At 62.0% G+C, this 12,953-nt stretch carries 9 protein-coding genes, 1 tRNA gene and 2 pseudogenes; 9 read left to right on the forward strand and 3 right to left on the reverse strand.

The genetic code is table 11. The features are described from left to right. Positions 1–64 precede the first annotated feature (64 nt). The 7 genes from gltB to HQ843_RS07010 all read left to right on the forward strand — a co-directional run bounded on the left by gltB (position 65) and on the right by HQ843_RS07010 (position 9,772). A complete protein-coding gene (gene gltB, locus HQ843_RS06980) occupies positions 65–4,780 on the forward strand; it encodes a glutamate synthase large subunit (RefSeq protein ID WP_246710399.1) in 4,716 nt (1,571 codons plus the stop codon). Positions 4,781–4,838: 58 nt separating this feature from the next. Beyond that, the gene (locus tag HQ843_RS06985) at positions 4,839–5,111 is read left to right on the forward strand and encodes an antitoxin (RefSeq protein ID WP_180899193.1); all 273 of its coding nucleotides are present in this window, start codon (positions 4,839–4,841) and stop codon (positions 5,109–5,111) included. Next, positions 5,108–5,509, forward strand: coding sequence for a type II toxin-antitoxin system VapC family toxin (locus HQ843_RS06990; RefSeq protein WP_180899192.1), 402 nt, complete (start codon positions 5,108–5,110; stop codon positions 5,507–5,509). The genes HQ843_RS06985 and HQ843_RS06990 overlap by 4 nt, the downstream gene beginning before the upstream one ends. 45 nt (positions 5,510–5,554) lie before the next feature. After that, positions 5,555–5,878 carry a heavy metal-binding domain-containing protein gene (locus tag HQ843_RS06995; protein WP_180899191.1) on the forward strand — a complete coding sequence of 108 codons (324 nt, stop codon included), beginning with the start codon at positions 5,555–5,557 and terminating at the stop codon, positions 5,876–5,878. Positions 5,879–5,891: 13 nt separating this feature from the next. Then, positions 5,892–7,346, forward strand: coding sequence for a glutamate synthase subunit beta (locus HQ843_RS07000; RefSeq protein ID WP_180899190.1), 1,455 nt, complete (start codon positions 5,892–5,894; stop codon positions 7,344–7,346). A gap of 154 nt (positions 7,347–7,500) precedes the next feature. Continuing rightward, positions 7,501–8,388 carry a UTP--glucose-1-phosphate uridylyltransferase GalU gene (gene galU, locus HQ843_RS07005; RefSeq protein WP_180899189.1) on the forward strand — a complete coding sequence of 296 codons (888 nt, stop codon included), beginning with the start codon at positions 7,501–7,503 and terminating at the stop codon, positions 8,386–8,388. Between the two features lie 391 nt (positions 8,389–8,779). Continuing rightward, entirely contained in the window at positions 8,780–9,772 is a 993-nt protein-coding gene (locus HQ843_RS07010; protein ID WP_180899188.1) for a KpsF/GutQ family sugar-phosphate isomerase, read from the forward strand. Between the two features lie 69 nt (positions 9,773–9,841). Here HQ843_RS07010 and HQ843_RS07015 read toward each other — a convergent pair whose 3' ends face one another. Then, on the reverse strand, positions 9,842–10,345 hold the full coding sequence (locus HQ843_RS07015; protein WP_180899187.1) for a disulfide bond formation protein B: 504 nt from the start codon (positions 10,343–10,345) through the stop codon (positions 9,842–9,844). An 8-nt stretch (positions 10,346–10,353) separates the two neighbouring features. After that, complete coding sequence (locus HQ843_RS07020; RefSeq protein ID WP_180899186.1) at positions 10,354–10,935, reverse strand: YqaA family protein; 582 nt, start codon at positions 10,933–10,935, stop codon at positions 10,354–10,356. 375 nt (positions 10,936–11,310) lie between these two features. Here HQ843_RS07020 and HQ843_RS07025 point away from each other — a divergent pair. Further along, positions 11,311–11,395: transfer RNA gene (locus tag HQ843_RS07025), tRNA-Leu, on the forward strand. Between the two features lie 208 nt (positions 11,396–11,603). Here HQ843_RS07025 and HQ843_RS07030 read toward each other — a convergent pair. After that, positions 11,604–12,488, reverse strand: a pseudogene (locus HQ843_RS07030) (LysR family transcriptional regulator). Positions 12,489–12,632: 144 nt separating this feature from the next. Here HQ843_RS07030 and HQ843_RS29365 point away from each other — a divergent pair. Then, positions 12,633–12,899 (forward strand): annotated as a pseudogene (locus HQ843_RS29365) (SDR family NAD(P)-dependent oxidoreductase); the annotation flags it as partial. Positions 12,900–12,953 lie beyond the last annotated feature (54 nt).

Raw genomic sequence — 12,953 nt, forward strand, 5'->3', positions numbered from 1 at the left:
GGAGCCTGTGTGCCCCGGCTTCGCCTGCTCTCGGCAGGATTTTAGGAGATCTTGAATGACGAAGATGACGCCCATAGCGCTGGATGGTGCACCGGTCACAGAGCTTGCCTCGGTGGCGACCGAAGCCAAGGCTGCTAGCGGTCGTCGCGCCAAACGTCAGGGTCTCTACGATCCCCGCAACGAGCACGATGCCTGCGGCGTCGGCTTCATCGCCCATATGAAGGGCGAGAAGTCGCACCAGATCGTGCGCGACGGCCTGTTCATCCTCGAAAACCTCACCCATCGCGGGGCCGTTGGCGCCGATCCGCTGATGGGCGATGGCGCAGGCATGCTGATGCAGATCCCCGACCGTTTCTTCCGCGAGGAAATGGCGAAGGAGGGCGTCACCCTGCCGAAGGTCGGGGAATATGCCGTCGGCTATTTCTTCATGCCGCGCGACGATGCGCGCATCGCGCACTACAAGGACATCATCCGCCAGGTGATCGCCGACGAGGGCCAGGTGTTCCTCGGCTTCCGCGAGGTGCCGGTCGACAATTCTTCGCTGTCGAAGGCCGAGGATATCGCCGCGACCGAGCCCTATCACCTGCAGGTGTTCATCGGCGCCGGCCAGCGCGCCGATACGCAGCAGGATTTCGAACGCCGGCTGTTCATCCTGCGCAAGGTGATCTCCAACACGATCTTCTCCGAGAATCCGGAGGCGACCGAGGATTTCTATTCCGTGTCGATGTCGTCCTCGACGATCGTCTACAAGGGCATGTTCCTCGCCTATCAGGTCGGCGCCTATTACAAGGACCTCTCCGATCCCCGGTTCGAATCGGCCGTCGCGCTTGTGCATCAGCGGTTTTCGACCAACACCTTCCCGTCATGGAAGCTGTCGCATCCCTATCGCATGGTCGCCCATAACGGCGAGATCAACACGCTCAGGGGCAACGTCAACTGGATGGCCGCGCGTCAGGCGTCGGTGTCCTCGCCGCTGTTCGGCGCCGACATTTCCAAGCTGTGGCCGATCTCCTACGAAGGCCAGTCCGATACCGCCTGTTTCGACAACGCGCTCGAATTCCTGGTGCAGGGCGGCTATTCGATGGCCCATGCCGTGATGATGCTGATCCCGGAAGCCTGGGCCGGCAACCTGTCGATGAGCCCGGAGCGCAAGGCCTTCTACGAATATCATGCCGCCTTGATGGAGCCGTGGGACGGTCCCGCCGCCGTCGCCTTCACCGATGGCCGCCAGATTGGTGCTACGCTCGACCGTAACGGTCTGCGCCCGGCGCGCTACCTGATCACCAAGGACGACCGCATCATCATGGCCTCGGAAGCTGGCGTGCTGCCGGTCGAAGAGGAGAACATCGTTGCCAAATGGCGGTTGCAGCCCGGCAAGATGCTGCTGATCGACATGGACAAGGGCCGGATCGTTTCCGATGAGGAGATCAAGTCCGAGCTTGCCGGCATGCATCCCTATCAGGAGTGGCTTGGCCGCACCCAGCTCATTCTCGAAGACCTGAACCCGGTCGAACCCCGGGCGCTGCGCCGCGACGTGTCGCTGCTCGACCGCCAGCAGGCGTTCGGCTACACTCAGGAAGACACCAAGATCCTGATGTCGCCGATGGCGACCACCGGCCAGGAAGCAATCGGCTCGATGGGCACCGATACGCCGATTTCGGCGATGTCGGACAAGTCGAAGCTGCTCTACACCTATTTCAAGCAGAATTTCGCCCAGGTCACCAACCCGCCGATCGACCCGATCCGCGAGGAACTGGTGATGAGCCTGGTCTCGTTCATCGGTCCGCGCCCGAACCTTCTCGACCATGAGGGGGCCTCGCGCGAAAAGCGTCTCGAAGTGCGCCAGCCGATCCTGACCAATGGCGATCTGGAAAAGATCCGCTCGATCGGCCACACCGAGGACCGGTTCGACACCAAGACGCTCGACATTACCTATGGCGTCGAACAGGGCGCGGAAGGCATGCCGGCGATGATCGATCGGCTGTGCGAGCGCGCGGAAGCCGCCGTGCGCGGCGGCTACAACATCATCGTGCTGTCCGACCGCCAGATCGGCCCGGACCGGATCGCGATCCCGGCTTTGCTGGCAACCGCTGCCGTGCATCACCACCTGATCCGCAAGGGGCTTCGCACCTCGGTCGGCCTTGTGGTGGAATCGGGCGAACCGCGCGAGATCCATCATTTCTGCTGTCTTGCCGGGTATGGCGCGGAGGCGATCAATCCCTATCTCGCCTTCGACACGCTCTCCGACATGCATACCCGCGGCATGTTCCCGCAGGAGGTCGATTCCGGCGAGGTGATCTATCGTTTCATCAAGGCGGTCGGCAAGGGCATGCTCAAGGTCATGTCGAAGATGGGCATTTCGACCTACCAGTCCTATTGCGGCGCGCAGATTTTCGACGCGATCGGCCTGTCGTCGGAATTCGTCGAGCGGTTCTTCTTCGGAACCGCCTCGATGATCGAGGGCGTCGGCCTGACCGAGGTTGCGGAAGAAACCGTGGCGCGTCACGGTTCGGCCTTCGGCAAGGATCCGGTGCTTGCCTCGACGCTCGATGTCGGCGGCGAATATGCCTATCGCATGCGCGGCGAGGCACACGCCTGGACGCCGGATGCGGTGGCGGAGCTTCAGCACGCCGTGCGCGGCAATGCCCGCGATCGCTACGATGCGTTCGCCAAATTGGAAAACGTCACCGCGCTCCGGATGAACACGATCCGCGGCCTGTTCCGCATCAGGAATGCCGCCGAGATCGGCCGCAAGCCCGTTCCGCTCGAAAATGTCGAGCCGGCGACGGAGATCGTCAAGCGTTTCTCGACCGGGGCGATGTCGTTCGGCTCGATCTCGCGCGAGGCCCACACCACGCTTGCCATCGCCATGAACCAGATCGGCGGCAAGTCGAACACCGGCGAGGGCGGCGAGGAATCTGACCGCTATCTGAAGCTGCCGGACGGCTCCTATCCGCGTGAGCGCTCCGCCATCAAGCAGGTCGCGTCCGGCCGCTTCGGCGTCACCGCCGAATATCTGGTCAATGCCGATATGCTGCAGATCAAGGTCGCGCAGGGCGCAAAACCCGGCGAGGGCGGTCAGCTGCCCGGCCACAAGGTCGACGCGACGATCGCCAAGACCCGCCATTCGACGCCGGGCGTCGGCCTGATCTCGCCGCCGCCGCACCACGATATCTATTCGATCGAGGATCTGGCGCAGCTGATCTACGACCTGAAGAACGTCAACCCGACGGCCGATGTCTCGGTCAAGCTGGTGTCGGAAGTGGGCGTCGGCACGGTTGCCGCTGGCGTCGCCAAGGCGCGCGCCGACCACATCACCATTTCGGGCTTCGACGGCGGTACCGGCGCTTCGCCGCTGACCTCGCTGAAGCATGCCGGCAGCCCCTGGGAAATCGGCCTTGCCGAAACCCAGCAGACGCTGGTGCTGAACGGGCTCAGGTCGCGCATTGCGCTGCAGGTCGATGGCGGGCTGAAAACCGGCCGCGACGTGCTGATCGGCGCGATGCTCGGCGCTGACGAATTCGGCTTCTCGACCGCGCCGCTGATCGCGGCCGGCTGCATCATGATGCGCAAGTGTCACCTGAACACCTGCCCTGTCGGCGTTGCGACCCAGGACCCGGTTCTCCGGAAGCGCTTCAAGGGTGCGCCGGAGCACGTCGTCAATTATTTCTTCTTCGTCGCCGAGGAACTGCGCGAACTGCTCGCCGAACTCGGCTTCACCAGTCTCAACGACGTCATCGGCGCGGTCGAACTGCTCGACAAGGACGAGGCGATCGCGCACTGGAAGTCGAATGGTCTCGATTTCTCGAAGATCTTCCACAAGGTCGACGCGCCCAAGGAAGCGACCTTCTGGACCGAGCGCCAGAAGCACCCGATCGACGACATTCTGGACCGCAGGCTGATCGCCGAAGCGATGCCGGCGCTGGAGAACAAGGAAAAGGTCACGATCGAGACCACGATCAGGAACGTCGACCGCTCCGCCGGCGCGATGCTCTCCGGCGAAGTCGCCAAGCGCTGGAACGAGAAGGGCCTGAAGGAAGACACGATCACGGTCAAGCTTACGGGCACGGCCGGCCAGTCCTTCGGCGCGTTCCTCGCCAACGGCGTGACCTTCGATCTCGTCGGTGACGGCAACGACTATGTCGGCAAGGGGCTTTCGGGCGGCAAGATCATCATCCGTCCGCCGGAAAACACGCCGATCGTGCCGGAGGAATCGATCATTGTCGGCAATACCGTGCTTTACGGCGCGACCGCCGGCGAATGCTATTTCCACGGCGTTGCCGGCGAACGCTTCGCGGTGCGTAACTCGGGTGCGGCCGCCGTTGTCGAAGGCGTCGGCGACCATGGCTGCGAATACATGACCGGCGGCATCGTCGTGGTGCTCGGGGCCACCGGACGCAACTTCGCGGCCGGCATGTCGGGCGGCGTCGCCTATGTGCTGGACGAGGATGGCGGCTTTGCCGACCGCTGCAACATGGCCATGGTCATGCTGGAGCCGGTTCCGGAAGAGGACGACATGCTTGAAAAGCTGCACCACCATGGCGGCGACATCATGCACAAGGGCCGCGTCGACGTTTCCGGCGACATGACCCGGCACGACGAGGAGCGCCTCGTGCGCCTGATCACCAACCACCTGCTCTACACCGGTTCCGGCCGCGCCAAGGCGATCCTGGACGACTGGGCGCATTACCGCCCGATGTTCCGCAAGGTGATGCCGGTCGAATATCGCCGTGCGCTCGAGGAGATGGAACGCATGCGCATGGGGGTCGCCGCGGAGTGATTGTTGCTGCGAAATGCCTGTGATATGACAATGTCATATCACAGGTGTGGAGGCCGAAATGTCGAACCGTATCACCAAGGAAAAAAAGTCCCGAATTTTCATGAATGGCCGCAGCCGCGCCGTGCGAATTCCGAGCGAGTTCGAGCTGGAGGGCGATGAGGTCATCATCAGACAGGAAGAGAGCGGCCTGATCACGATCGAGCCGGTAAAGAAGAAGATGACGCCACGGGAGCTGATTGAGTGGCTGCGATCAAAGGCTCCGTTGGGAGAGGAGCTCCCTGAAATCGAGGACCTGCCGCCCCGTGAGGTTGATCTGGATTTACCTGAGTGAGCTACCTTTTCGATACGAATGCCATCTCGGACATGATCCGCAGGCCAGCCGGAAAAATCGCGCAGCGGTTGGTGGGCCTCGAGAAGCGAGATCTTAAGACTAGTCTTATCGTGGCAGCAGAGCTCCGCTACGGTGTCGTGAAAAGAGGATCAAAAGAACTATCGGAGCTTATGGAAAGGGTGCTCTCACAATTTGAAATATTGCCGTGGGAACCGCCCGCCGATATCCGCTACGCGGAGCTGAGGAACCATCTTAGGCAGATCGGGCAGCCGATCGGTGACATGGACATGCTGATCGCCGCCCACGCGCTTGCGATTGATGCGGTGGTGGTGACGGCGAATGAGAGAGAATTTGAGCGGGTTCCCGGCCTCAAGGTCGAGAACTGGGAACGTGATTAGAATTTGGATGAGCCGGAAGGCTCCGGTTGAAACCGAGGTGTCGCAATGCTGATAACCACCACGAACACGCTCGAGGGTCACAAAATAGTGGCCTATAAGGGCATCGTCACGGGTGAGACCATTCTCGGGACCAACATCTTCCGGGACTTCATGGCCGGCATTCGCGATATCGTCGGCGGGCGTTCGGCGGCCTATGAAAGCTCGCTGCGCGAGGCGCGCGAAACCGCCTATGCCGAAATGGAGCATCAGGCCGAAAAACTTGGCGCGAATGCCGTCGTCGGGGTCGATCTCGACTACGAAAACATTACCTCCGATCGCGGGACCATGCTGATGGTATCGGTTTCGGGCACCGCTGTCGTCATCGAGTAGTTCAGGGAATACTATGGGTAAAGTTACAGGTTTCATGGAAATCGACCGGCAGGTCGCGAAGTATCAGCCGGCCTCCGATCGCATCCGCCATTTCCGCGAATTCACGATCCCGATGTCGGACCCTGAAGTGCAGAAACAGGCCGCCCGCTGCATGGATTGCGGCATTCCCTATTGCCACGGCCCGACCGGCTGTCCGATCCACAACCAGATCCCGGACTGGAACGATCTGGTCTATAACGGCAACTGGAAAGAGGCGATTGCCAACCTGCATTCCACCAACAACTTCCCGGAATTCACCGGCCGCGTCTGCCCCGCGCCATGCGAGGAAGCCTGCACGCTGAACCTCGAGGATATCCCGGTCTCGATCAAGACGGTCGAGCAGGCGATTGCCGACAAGGCCTATGAGCTGGGCTATATCGTGCCGCAGCCGGCAACCACCAAGACCGGCAGGAAGGTCGCCGTCATCGGCTCCGGGCCGGCCGGCATGTCGGCTGCCCAGCAGCTTGGCCGCGCCGGCCACGAGGTTCACCTCTACGAGCGCGAATCCAAGCCCGGCGGACTGCTGCGCTACGGCATTCCCGACTTCAAGATGGAGAAGAACTTCATCGATCGGCGGGCCGAGCAGATGCGCGGCGAGGGTGTCGAATTTCACTGCGGCGTCAATGTCGGCGTCGATATCACGGTCGATCAACTGCTTGCCGCGCACGACGCCGTGCTTTACTGCGGCGGCTCCGAAACGCCGCGCGCTTCCGGCATCGGCGGCGAAGAACTGCATGGCGTCCATGATGCGATGCCGTTCCTGGTGCAGCAGAACCGCCGCGTCGGCCGCGAGAATATCGAAAGCACCGGCTGGCCGTCCGAGCCGATCCTGGCCGGCGGCAAGCATATCGTCGTCGTTGGCGGCGGCGATACCGCATCCGACTGCGTCGGCACGGCTTTCCGCCAGGGCGCCGTCAAGGTCACCCAGCTCGACATCCGTCCGCAGCCGCCGGAGAAAGAAGACAAGCTCGCCGTCTGGCCGTTCTGGGCCACCAAGATGCGCACTTCGTCCTCGCAGGCCGAGGGCGCGGTGCGCGAGTTCCAGGTCGCGACGCTGGAATTCGTCGGCGAGGATGGCATTCTGACCGGCGTGAAATGCTGCCATGTCGACGAGAAGCGCAAGCCGATCCCCGGCACCGAGTTCGTCATCAAGGCCGATCTCGCCTTCATCGCGATCGGCTTCCGGGGGCCGTTCAAGGACGGCGTTCTCGCCGATCTCGAAGGCCGGCTCACGCTCAACACCGACGCGCGCGGCTCGGTCAACGTCGTGGCCGGCGACAACGACTACAAAACCTCGCTCGACAGGTTCTGGACGGCGGGCGACGTGCGCCGCGGCCAGTCGCTGGTAGTCTGGGCAATCCGCGAGGGCCGTCAGGCGGCGCGCGCCATTGACGAAGCGCTGATGGGTGAGACGCTGCTGCCGCGGTGATGCGCAAGACCCGTTCCGGCAACGGGCTGACTTACGACAATAAATTTTTGCAAGGGGCGGCGGCTTGATTGCGCTGCCCCTTGTCTCTTGCTAGACCTGAACAATATTGCCAGAGTTCATTCATTTTCGATTATTATCTATAGAGGAGAACGGCTTGGCTCAGCATAAGAAGGTTCGCAAGGCAGTGCTTCCGGTAGCGGGTCTCGGAACGCGGTTTCTTCCCGCCACCAAGGTCGTGCCGAAGGAAATGCTGCCGGTCGTTGACAAGCCGATCATCCAGTATGTGGTCGATGAGGCGATCGAGGCGGGTATCGAGCATTTCGTGTTCGTCACCGGTCGCAACAAGAACGTCATCGAGGATTATTTCGATATCCAGTACGAGCTGGAAGCGACGCTGAAGGCGCGCAACAAGAATGCCGAGCTGAGCCTGCTTTCGAGCCTGCTGCCGACGGCGGGCACCTCCACCTTCACCCGCCAGCAGGAGCCGCACGGCCTCGGCCACGCGGTCTGGTGCGCGCGCGAGATTGTCGGCCACGATCCGTTCGCGCTGATCCTGCCGGACATGGTGATGGATGCGACGACCCCGTGCCTGAAGGGCATGATGGATGTCTATGAAATCTCCGGCGGCAACGTCGTCTCCGTCGAGGAGTGCGATCCCGAGCTTGCCCATAAATACGGCATCGTCGGCGTCGGCGAGGCGATCGGCAGCGGGTTCAGGATCACCGAAATGGTCGAGAAGCCGGAAAAGGGCACTGCGCCGTCGAATTACTTCATCAATGGCCGCTACATTCTGCAGCCGGAAATCTTCCCGATCCTGGGCAAGACCGCCCGAGGCGCCGGCAACGAGATCCAGCTTACCGATGGCATGCTGACGCTTGCCAGGGAGCAGGATTTCTACGGCTACAAGTTTGACGGCCAGACATTCGACTGCGGCTCCAAGGAAGGCTTCATCATCGCCAATGTGGCGCTCGCCCTGAAGCGCGATGACATTCGTCCGAAGGTGGAGAACGAGTTGAAGGCGTTGATTGCGGCGTTGAAGTAACCTCAGGCGGGCCGCTCACGGGCGCCTGCACAACGCTGCCGGCGATATAGCGGCAAGGGCTGGATCGCAGATTCTCCATTTTGGCAAAACGACCAGCCCATTCTGTGTCATCCTCGGGCTTGACCCGAGGATCCAGGCCGGTGCAGGTAAACTTCAGAATTATCTCTGTGCTCAGTGACTTGCGCAGTATGGATGCTCGGGTCAAGCCCGAGCATGACGCCAGTGGGTTGGGCCGACGAGGCCGCAAATTCCGAAACCTCAATTTTGTCCATTGTTTGCTGGCATATGCGGCGCGTTCATTTTGATCCATTGCCGCCATGCACGTCATTGCCAATGCGCCTCACCCAACCAATCTATTGATTGCGCTCCGCAAAGGCGCTAACAGCGTGGCATGGTTGATGCGAATGACAATGGTTTGGGGGAGACGGCCCGCTCGGGACTGAGGACGCTCGATTTCGAGCGCAAGGGTCTCGAGGCGCTGTCGGCGGCGCTCGGCAACGGGCTCGCGGAGCCGTTTGAAAAGGCCGTGGCGTTGCTGCAGCAGACGGCGGGGCATGTGATTGTCTCGGGCGTCGGCAAGAGCGGCCATGTCGGCACCAAGATCGCGGCAACCTTTGCCTCCACCGGCACGCCCGCCTTTTTCGTCCATCCCGCCGAGGCCAATCACGGCGATATGGGAATGATTTCCCAGAAGGATGCCGTGCTGGCGCTGTCCTGGAGCGGGGAGAGCAGCGAGTTGACGGCCCTTGTCGCCTATACGCGGCGTTTTGCTATTCCGTTGATCGCGCTCACCTCGGGCCGCCAATCCTCGCTGGCGCTGGCGGCGGATATCGTGCTCGATCTGCCGAAGGCGGAGGAGGCCTGTCCGCACGGGCTGGCACCCACGACCTCGACCACGATGCAGCTTGCGCTGGGCGATGCGCTCGCGATCGCGCTTCTGGAGGCGCGCGGCTTTTCCGCGGTCGATTTCAAGATCTATCATCCGGGCGGCAAGCTCGGCGCCCTGCTCTCCCATGTCGCCGATATCATGCATGTCGGCGAGGACGTGCCGCTGGTGCCGGCCGGTACGCCGCTGCCGGAGGCGATCATGGTGCTTTCCCGGCGTCGTTTCGGCTGTGTCGGCGTGTTGACGGACGAGGGCCGGCTGGCCGGCATCATCACCGACGGCGATCTCGCCCGCAATCTTGCCCGTGACATGAGCCGGCTCGTCGTGGAAGACGTGATGACCTCGGCGCCGAAGACGGTGGGCAAGACCATGCTGGTCTCCGCCGCGATGGCGCTGTTGCAGAAGCACAATATTTCGGCGCTGATGGTGGTCGATCAGGACAATCGCCCCCTGGGGATCGTCCACTTCCACGATTTCCTGCGGATCGGCGCTGCCTGAGGCGCTTGATTCTTTCTTTTGACGCGTCGGGTTAACGAAAAACCGGTAACCACTTTTTCGCCCGACGCTCTATTTCCCGCGCGCGCCCCAGAGCGCGATCGCCGCGATTACCAGACTTGCTACCACGTTCCAGCCGGCGAAGGAAAGGCCGAGCACGCGCAGCGCCGCCTCGTCGCATTTCGGGCCGGTCACGCGGTTGAGATCGCCGAGCAGGTCCATCGCATCGGTGGTCACGCCGGCAAGCGAGCCGGAGCAATCGGACGGCCCCGCCCACCAGTGCCATTCGACGCCTGCGTGATAGACGCCCATCCCCATGCCCCAGACCATCAGCCCGGCGATGACGACGAGCGCCAGCCGTGCGATCAGGCGCGGCAGGCGGAAGCGCCACGCGAGCAGGCCGACAATGCCGACCGGTACGCCGATATAATAAGGGTTACGCTCGAGAAGGCAGAGGTGGCAGGGGATATAGCTGCCGAGATGCTCGAAGCCGAGCGCCGCCCCGACCGTGACGGCCATGGCGAGCGTTGACAGCGTCAGGCTGATCGGGATGCGGGAGAAAGAACGCGCGGTCATGAACCCTCTTAGAACACGTATTTGACGAGATAGAACCCACCCGCCAGAAGAATGACGAATACGGTGAAAAGAAGACCGAGATATTTCTCGATGAAATCGCGGATCGGCGGGCCGTAACGGTTGAGCAGCCAGGCGACCAGGAAAAAGCGGAACGAGCGTCCGATCACGCTGACGAGAAGGAAAATGCCGAAATTCAGGCCCGTGGCGCCGGAAAAGATCGTCAGCACCTTGTAGGGAAACGGCGTGATGGCGGCGAACAGCACGCCCCAGCCGCCCCATCTGTTGTACCATTCGGCGATCCGGTCGAAGGAGTGCTGCTTGCCGTAGAAATCGAGGATCGGCCGGGCAACCTGCTCGAACAGGAACATGCCGATCAGATAGCCGGCGATCGCGCCGAGGATAGATGCCAGGGTGCAGATCAGCGCGATCCGGAACCATTTTGCCGGCCGGGCAATCACCATCGGGATCAACAGCACATCCGGCGGGATCGGAAAGAACGAACTCTCGGCAAACGATATTCCGAAAAGAACGCCTTCGGCATTGCGCTTGCCGGCGAGCGAAAGCGTCCAGTTGTAAAGTCTGCGCAGCATGGAGGGTCCGGGGTTTGATTGGCTCAGCGGGTCGGCGGGAGAATGCTGTTTTCGGCCCGTCATGTCCATCACTGACTGGCCGCATGACGCAAATTTGTGCGCTCCCGGCGTCAGAAGCGTGTTGACGACGGTCCCGATCTCCTTATATTCCGCGAGGCCTGCCTTCAGACAAGGCAAAGGGCCCCTTTGGCGGAACTGGTAGACGCGCCTGACTCAAAAAGTGGTTTGTCTACCAATCCACAGTTTTTGCGACGGGCCGAAAGAGACGTAGGTTCAGTAGGTTATAGAGATAGGAGTTTAAGCCGCCGGAGTTCAAAAATCGAGCTAGGTGCAGTATAGGTGCAGAGAGCGACGGCTGGAATCGGCGGCAAATGTGCGGGTGTGGTGGAATTGGTAGACGCGCTGGATTCAAAATCCAGTTCCGAGAGGAGTGCCGGTTCGACCCCGGCCACCCGCACCACCTTCTGTTTTGATGGAATGCGAGGCTAGGGAGTTCGATTCTCTCCCGGCCCGCCAGCCCCGCCGATTCTACGCTATGGCGCGATATTCTTCGCTATGCCTACGCAAACGCCGCCGATAACCGCACAGACTTCCAACGAGGGTTCCGACTCGATCCCCCGCCTGCTGATACACACCGCAGCAAGGCGGCTCGGCAGCCTGCCAGTTGCCTACAGAATCTCCCGTTTCAGGAGCTGCTCAAGCCAGTCTGCAAAGACTTGAAGCCTCCGAGATAGATGCTGACGGTGCGGATAGAGCAGTGTCATGGGCATCGGCTCCGCCCGATGACCGAGCATCACCTCGACGAGTTCGCCCGCGGCGAGGTGGAGTTTGACGTCATAGGCTGGGATCTGGATCAGGCCAAGGCCGGCAAGGCAGCAGGCGTACAGGCCTCGGCGCTGTTGACGGTGACGCGGCTGCGCATAGGCAGCATTCGCATCTCGCCATGCTCTATCCACTCCCAATCTTCGACGCGCCCGGTCGATGGGGAGGCATAATTGACGGCGAGATGCGCCGCGAGATCGCCGGGCGTGACCGGTACGCCGTAGTGGGCGAGATAGCCGGGGCTGGCGACATTGATAAGCGGCAAGTCGCCGATCTTGCGGGCGATGAGACCGGAATCACCGAGCGGTCCTACCCGCAGCACGCAGTCGACGCTCTCCTCGACGAGATTGATCGCGCGGTCGGTGACGCGCAGCTCAATGTCGAGCTGAGGATGACGGGCGAGGAACTCCGGCAGGGCTGGCGCGACGATGAGACGTCCGATCCGACCCGGTACGTCGATCCGGAGGCTACCGCTCGGCCCGACCGAAGTCTGCCGGAATAGGCCCTCGGTTTCTTCGACATCGGCGATTAGCCGCAGGCAGCGTTCGTAAAAGGCCGCGCCGTCCTGGGTCGGCGAGACTTTTCGCGTGGTGCGGTGAAGTAGGCGGGCGCCGACCCGTGCTTCGAACTCTATCACCGCAGCCGATACCGATGAGCGTGTCTGCGGCGCGGGTGAAGCTCGCGCATTCGACGACGCGGGCAAAGGTGCGGAAGAGATCGATGCGGTCCAAGGGCGCCTAAGTCTACTTGATTGGTCTGCATTTCTGACAGGTGATGTCAGAATGAGCGTCTTTATGACCAAACTATAGACGATATGGTGCCGTACAGGAAGCGGCCGTTCGGGTGGCCGCCGGCAATCGAAGGAGGCCACACCAATGACCGATCATAGCATCAAGGGAAAAACCGTCCTCATCGCGGGCGGCGCGAAGAATCTCGGCAGGCTGATCGCGCGCGATCTCGCCGCGCAGGGCGCCAAGGCAATCGCCGTCCACTACAACACCAGCGCCACCAAGCCGGCCGCCGACGACACGGTGGCCGCGATCAAGGCGGCGGGCGCGGACGCCTTCGCGTTCCAGGGCGACCTCACCACAGCCGGCGCGGTGGAGAAGCTGTTCGCTGAGGCCAAGGCGGCGATGGGCAAGAAATGGACGGGCTTCACCGACGAGGAGGAAAAGGAGGTTAACACCGCGTTCGGC

Source organism: Martelella sp. NC20, from assembly GCF_013459645.1.
Lineage (GTDB): Bacteria > Pseudomonadota > Alphaproteobacteria > Rhizobiales > Rhizobiaceae > Martelella.

Coding starts and splice junctions, on each gene's coding strand:
- HQ843_RS06985 (WP_180899193.1), top strand. CDS start 4,839: ATGTCGAACCGTATCACCAAGGAAAAAAAGTCCCGAATTTTCATGAAT.
- HQ843_RS07000 (WP_180899190.1), top strand. CDS start 5,892: ATGGGTAAAGTTACAGGTTTCATGGAAATCGACCGGCAGGTCGCGAAG.
- gltB (WP_246710399.1), top strand. CDS start 65: ATGACGCCCATAGCGCTGGATGGTGCACCGGTCACAGAGCTTGCCTCG.
- HQ843_RS07020 (WP_180899186.1), bottom strand. CDS start 10,935: ATGCTGCGCAGACTTTACAACTGGACGCTTTCGCTCGCCGGCAAGCGC.
- HQ843_RS07015 (WP_180899187.1), bottom strand. CDS start 10,345: ATGACCGCGCGTTCTTTCTCCCGCATCCCGATCAGCCTGACGCTGTCA.
- HQ843_RS07010 (WP_180899188.1), top strand. CDS start 8,780: ATGGTTGATGCGAATGACAATGGTTTGGGGGAGACGGCCCGCTCGGGA.
- HQ843_RS06995 (WP_180899191.1), top strand. CDS start 5,555: ATGCTGATAACCACCACGAACACGCTCGAGGGTCACAAAATAGTGGCC.